Annotated in this window: 7 protein-coding genes; 2 read left to right on the forward strand and 5 right to left on the reverse strand. The window is 57.0% G+C overall.

The genetic code is table 11. The features are described 5' to 3' along the window. Positions 1-43: 43 nt before the first annotated feature. The 3 genes from AC2VNK_RS06730 to dinB form a co-directional block, all read right to left on the reverse strand. Complete coding sequence (locus AC2VNK_RS06730; protein WP_486883246.1) at positions 44-415, reverse strand: sulfotransferase; 372 nt, start codon at positions 413-415, stop codon at positions 44-46. A gap of 296 nt (positions 416-711) precedes the next feature. Beyond that, positions 712-1,002 carry a hypothetical protein gene (locus AC2VNK_RS06735; protein WP_486883247.1) on the reverse strand — a complete coding sequence of 97 codons (291 nt, stop codon included), beginning with the start codon at positions 1,000-1,002 and terminating at the stop codon, positions 712-714. Positions 1,003-1,258: 256 nt separating this feature from the next. Continuing rightward, entirely contained in the window at positions 1,259-2,383 is a 1,125-nt protein-coding gene (dinB, locus tag AC2VNK_RS06740; protein ID WP_486883248.1) for a DNA polymerase IV, read from the reverse strand. Positions 2,384-2,557: 174 nt separating this feature from the next. On the opposite strand from dinB, the gene AC2VNK_RS06745 reads away from it, so the two are divergent. Together AC2VNK_RS06745 and AC2VNK_RS06750 are read left to right on the forward strand one after the other, a co-directional pair. Further along, positions 2,558-2,836 carry a type II toxin-antitoxin system RelE/ParE family toxin gene (locus AC2VNK_RS06745; protein WP_486883249.1) on the forward strand — a complete coding sequence of 93 codons (279 nt, stop codon included), beginning with the start codon at positions 2,558-2,560 and terminating at the stop codon, positions 2,834-2,836. 9 nt (positions 2,837-2,845) lie between these two features. After that, entirely contained in the window at positions 2,846-3,136 is a 291-nt protein-coding gene (locus tag AC2VNK_RS06750; protein ID WP_486883250.1) for a HigA family addiction module antitoxin, read from the forward strand. 170 nt (positions 3,137-3,306) lie between these two features. Here the strand turns inward: AC2VNK_RS06750 and AC2VNK_RS06755 are convergent, their stop codons facing one another. Continuing rightward, on the reverse strand, positions 3,307-3,705 hold the full coding sequence (locus AC2VNK_RS06755) for a type II toxin-antitoxin system HicB family antitoxin (RefSeq protein WP_486883251.1): 399 nt from the start codon (positions 3,703-3,705) through the stop codon (positions 3,307-3,309). Beyond that, entirely contained in the window at positions 3,702-3,890 is a 189-nt protein-coding gene (locus AC2VNK_RS06760; RefSeq protein ID WP_024894678.1) for a type II toxin-antitoxin system HicA family toxin, read from the reverse strand. The genes AC2VNK_RS06755 and AC2VNK_RS06760 overlap by 4 nt, the downstream gene beginning before the upstream one ends. Positions 3,891-4,332: the final 442 nt, after the last annotated feature.

The raw sequence follows: 4,332 nt of genomic DNA on the forward strand, positions 1-4,332 counted from the left end.
CCAGAATGTTCTGACGCACCAGACGCTCAATACTGTCGATCACCTAGGAGAGATTCCGGACACAGGCTATGACTTTGCTGTCCGGAAACAGCGTGGAAAGAAGGGGGAGCTTGCTGCACCAGGCGCGGTTAGTATCAAAAATGACCGGCGCTTCAGCTTCTGCGTAGTACTGTTCCATCACGCCACGCAATATCCGCTCGCGCTGACCGTTGTCGATAAACACAGAAAACTCGTTCTGACCGCTCATCTCGTGCAGCAGCTTATGCACCAGACCCGCTACCGGACTGCTCATCCCCGCCCTGAATCGGGGATTCTGACTCAAAATCGCGGCCAGCAGTGTCGTTCCTGAACGGGGCAGTCCGGAAATAAAATGATAGCGGTGTGGAAACCAAGGCGCAGACGTAGTTTTGGGCATGGTTTATAAGTCTTTAATGATTATATTGCAGAGAGATAGTCTATCAGTAAAACATGAAAGCCCCAAAAACAGGTTTTTTCTCACAACCGACCGTTTTCGAGAGTCTTCAGATGGCGGTGATTTCTGCACAGTAAATCAAAGTGTTGCGATTCTCGAAAACCATTCACAAAAGACGGCTACGGTTTACAGCCATGGTGACGAATTTCGAGAACATGATGGTCAGTCCGCTGGACGACTGCTTACGCTGCGTTGCTGTCGGTCGTAGCCGCAGGGCGAAGGACAGCAACGGGTCGATATCAGTCCGTCTCACACAGCCATTCCTGCATATAGGTGGTGGCGTTCTCGCCATCCCCCACCTTCTCGAACCCCATCAAGCGCATCGACTGCGGGCTGATGAGCACCAGTCTCGGGTCGTACAGTGGTGGCAATGGGCGTGCATCCAGGGGCATATCGAGTTCCAGGGTCGCTACCAGGTGGCATTGTTGCTGGCAGGTGCGCAGATCACCGCGAACTGGCGTTTGCCGCTTTACCGCATCCGCCTTGAGGCGTCGCCCACGAACGCGCAGGGGGTATACACTGACTAACATGGCCGATTCCTTCGCTGCTGTATTTATGTACAGTATATCCGTTTTCAGAAGGTACGCCATGTGTGGACGCTACGCCATTGATCCCCGCAAACTCGAAAGGCTGGTCAAAGCTTTCTGTCTCTGTCTCTGTCTCTGTCTCTGTCTCTGTCTCTGCCGCTGCCGGACTTTTGCGTCACTTCAATGTAAATCCTGGACAAGACATTGCATTCTCAATGACCAGTTACGCTGCATCACCGCCTATTCTCTTGCCATGTTCTTACCGCAGATCGGGGATTCCGTCCAGCAAGTTCAGCTGGCGGGCGCCTCGGCTCGCCGCCTGGATTTGGACGAGGCCGCTCACTGTGATCCCTAGCAGGCGCACGGACGCACCCTGGGGAACTGCCCGATCCAGTAGTTCTGGTAGCAATGCCGCGATGGCTTCCGTGTTCCGGGTGGCCTCGGTCGCCGTATGCGCTCGGGTGACCGTGGCAAAGTCGGGAAAGCGTGCCTTGATGTTCACCGTGTAGCCCGCCAAGGCGAGTGCCTGGAGACGGGCCGCAACCTGCTCGGCCATCTGCTGTAACGTGGCCAGCATGGTCCTTCGATCCTCCAGGTTTTCCGAGAAGGTCCGCTCGGTACCCACCGATTTCCGTTGGCGGGTCGGCTGCACGGGCCGCCTATCGATCCCCCGCGCCACTTCGTAAAACCAAGCTCCAGCCTTACCGAAACACCTAATCAACCTCTCCTGCGCCATCGCCCGCAGATCCGAGACGGTGTCGATGCCCATAGCGGATAGTTTTTTTACAGTGGCCGGGCCCACACCATGCAGTTTGCCAACGGGCAGCGGCGCCAAGAAGTCGAAACCACGTTCGGGCGGGATAACGAAAAGCCCATGGGGCTTGCGCCAGTCGGAGGCGAGCTTGGCGAGCAACTTATTATAGGAGACCCCTGCCGAAGCGGTCAGCCTCGTTTCCCGATGAATGCGGTCCAGTATCTCGCGGGCGATTTCGACCGCCAGGATACCATCGGCGGTGGCAGCAGTGACGTCCAGAAAGGCCTCATCCAGCGACAGTGGCTCCACGAGCGGTGTGTAACTGCGCAGGATAGCCATAACCTGACGGGAGGCCTCTCGATAGGCTTCCATGCGGGGACGGACAAAGATTGCCTGCGGGCAGAGGGAGCGGGCCCGTGCCGCCGACATGGCCGAGTGGATCCCAAAACGTCGGGCTTCGTAGCTACAGGTGGCAACGACTCCCCGGCCGTTTGGGTCGCCGCCGACGATCAAAGGCTGACCGCGGAGCTCCGGCCTGTCGCGTTGTTCTACGGCCGCAAAGAAGGCATCCATGTCCACATGGATGATCTTGCGGAGATCAGGGTTACTCTCTGGCACTGAGTCTGGCAATCGACGACCTCCTCGCCTGCCCAGTTTACAGAGGGCGCCCGGCTACAGGCGATGAAAGCCGAGGCTCAGTGTGACGCGAGTCGAGCCGGTAAAGACACCTCTGGCGCCAGAAAGCCGATCTTGCCTGTCTCCGCTACACGTGACAAGCGTCGCGCGATGGTTTACAGTCTATCCATGATCAAATCGTTCCGCCACAAGGGACTCGAGGCGTTCTATCGCAGCGGCAGTAAGGCGGGAATCCAGCCGGATCACGCGACCAAGTTGCGGGTCTTGTTGACCGCCTTGGATGCAGCAGAATCTGCGGAACAGATGAATGCGCCGGGATGGCGATTACACCGACTGACAGGCCACTACGAAGAATACTGGTCAGTGCGTGTGAATGGTAACTGGCGAGTGATCTTTCGGTTTGAGGGGATTCATGTGGAGCTGGTGGATTATGTGGACTACCACTGAGGAGGTGCTATGAGCGAAATGCACAATCCTGCGCATCCGGGTGAAGTGCTACGAGAATATTTGCCCGAGGGGATGAGCGTCACCGATGCCGCCAAGGCTCTCCACGTGACGCGGCAATCGTTGTCGGCCGTGTTGAATGGCAGGGCTGGCATCAGTGCAGGTATGGCACTCCGCCTAGAGGCTGCCTTGGGGATAGAGGCAGGGTTCTGGCTGCGTATGCAAATGGCGTTCGATCTGTGGGAAGCGCGGCAAAGAGGTGTAGCACGAGGGGTGCGCCATATCGCCGCCATAGTTCCGTGAACCAAACACTCATTCCAATCCAACCAAGGATCCTTCTGAAAACGGTCGCCTTCGGCCTCCCTATTCCAACCTTCGTCACCTTTTCGGCACTAGGTGTGTTGACCTCAAAAGCCGCTGGTTTCCAGCCAGTTTTGGCACATAGCCGCTTTTTTGGGGACCACTGGACCGGTCTAAACCTTCCGAAGCGCCTGCCGCGCGGCTTCGGCCAAAAAGCCGGACCGGCTGGATCCTCGGGTTCTGGCCACCTCGTCAATACGGCGAATCAGATTGCGCGGCAGGGTGATGTTGACCTTCTCCGTCTTGCCTTCCACGCGAGACACATCCACTTCCACGACCGCCCAGACGCCGTCCGCATAATCCGGGTCGGCTTGATACTCCGCCAGCGAACGCGGCTCCAGGAGCGGCTCGCCCTCTTCGGCCATTCCTTCCAGGTGCAGATCAATGGCCTCGCGGACGCTGTCGAGCGCTTCGTCCAGCGTATTGCCCGCGGAAAAGCATCCCGGTAATCCGGGCACGGTGACGCCATAGCGCACACCGTCATCGGTGTGGAGCACGATGGGTAATTTCATGATGACCTCCAGCCAGCTTGCCTTTCGATATTACGCAGAGTGCCCATGGGGATATCCTTGTCGGGATGCTTGACCGTCACCAGTCCAGGCCTGTCCGGATGTTTGAACTGATGATGCGATCCGCGAACGCGCACCAGCGCCCAGCCATCGGCTTCCAGTCTCTTGATGATGGCTCTGCTATCCATGACTACAATTATAACCACCGATAACCCCCCGTCAATAAGTTCCGCCATTGTTGCCAGATCCAACGACCAGAGCCTTGGCCCTCCTCTGCTCTTTCCAATCACCCGTCACCACCAGTTAGCAAAACCATTGCAGGATGCAATCCGTGCCAGGTCCACCGCGTGCCAAAGGCGTCCTGTAGAAATTTTCGTTAAAGGGCTGGTACAGACTGATTACAGACATTCAGCAGCGGAAAGCAAATGACATCATCCGACCCGCTGCGTCCAGCCAGGTATCGGTGACCCACTGTCTGCTCCAGCCCCGGCAGCCGTCGTTCAACGCCGCATTAAGAGGTGAGCAACGCCACCAACAAAACCTAAGCCATTGTACTTTAGGCACTAAAGCCTATTTAAACCGAAATCGACAAGCGTTGTGAATCCCTCTTAAATGCTTTGTTATAGCGCT

The sequence above is a fragment of the Acidithiobacillus sp. TH-A35 genome (genome assembly GCF_057473505.1).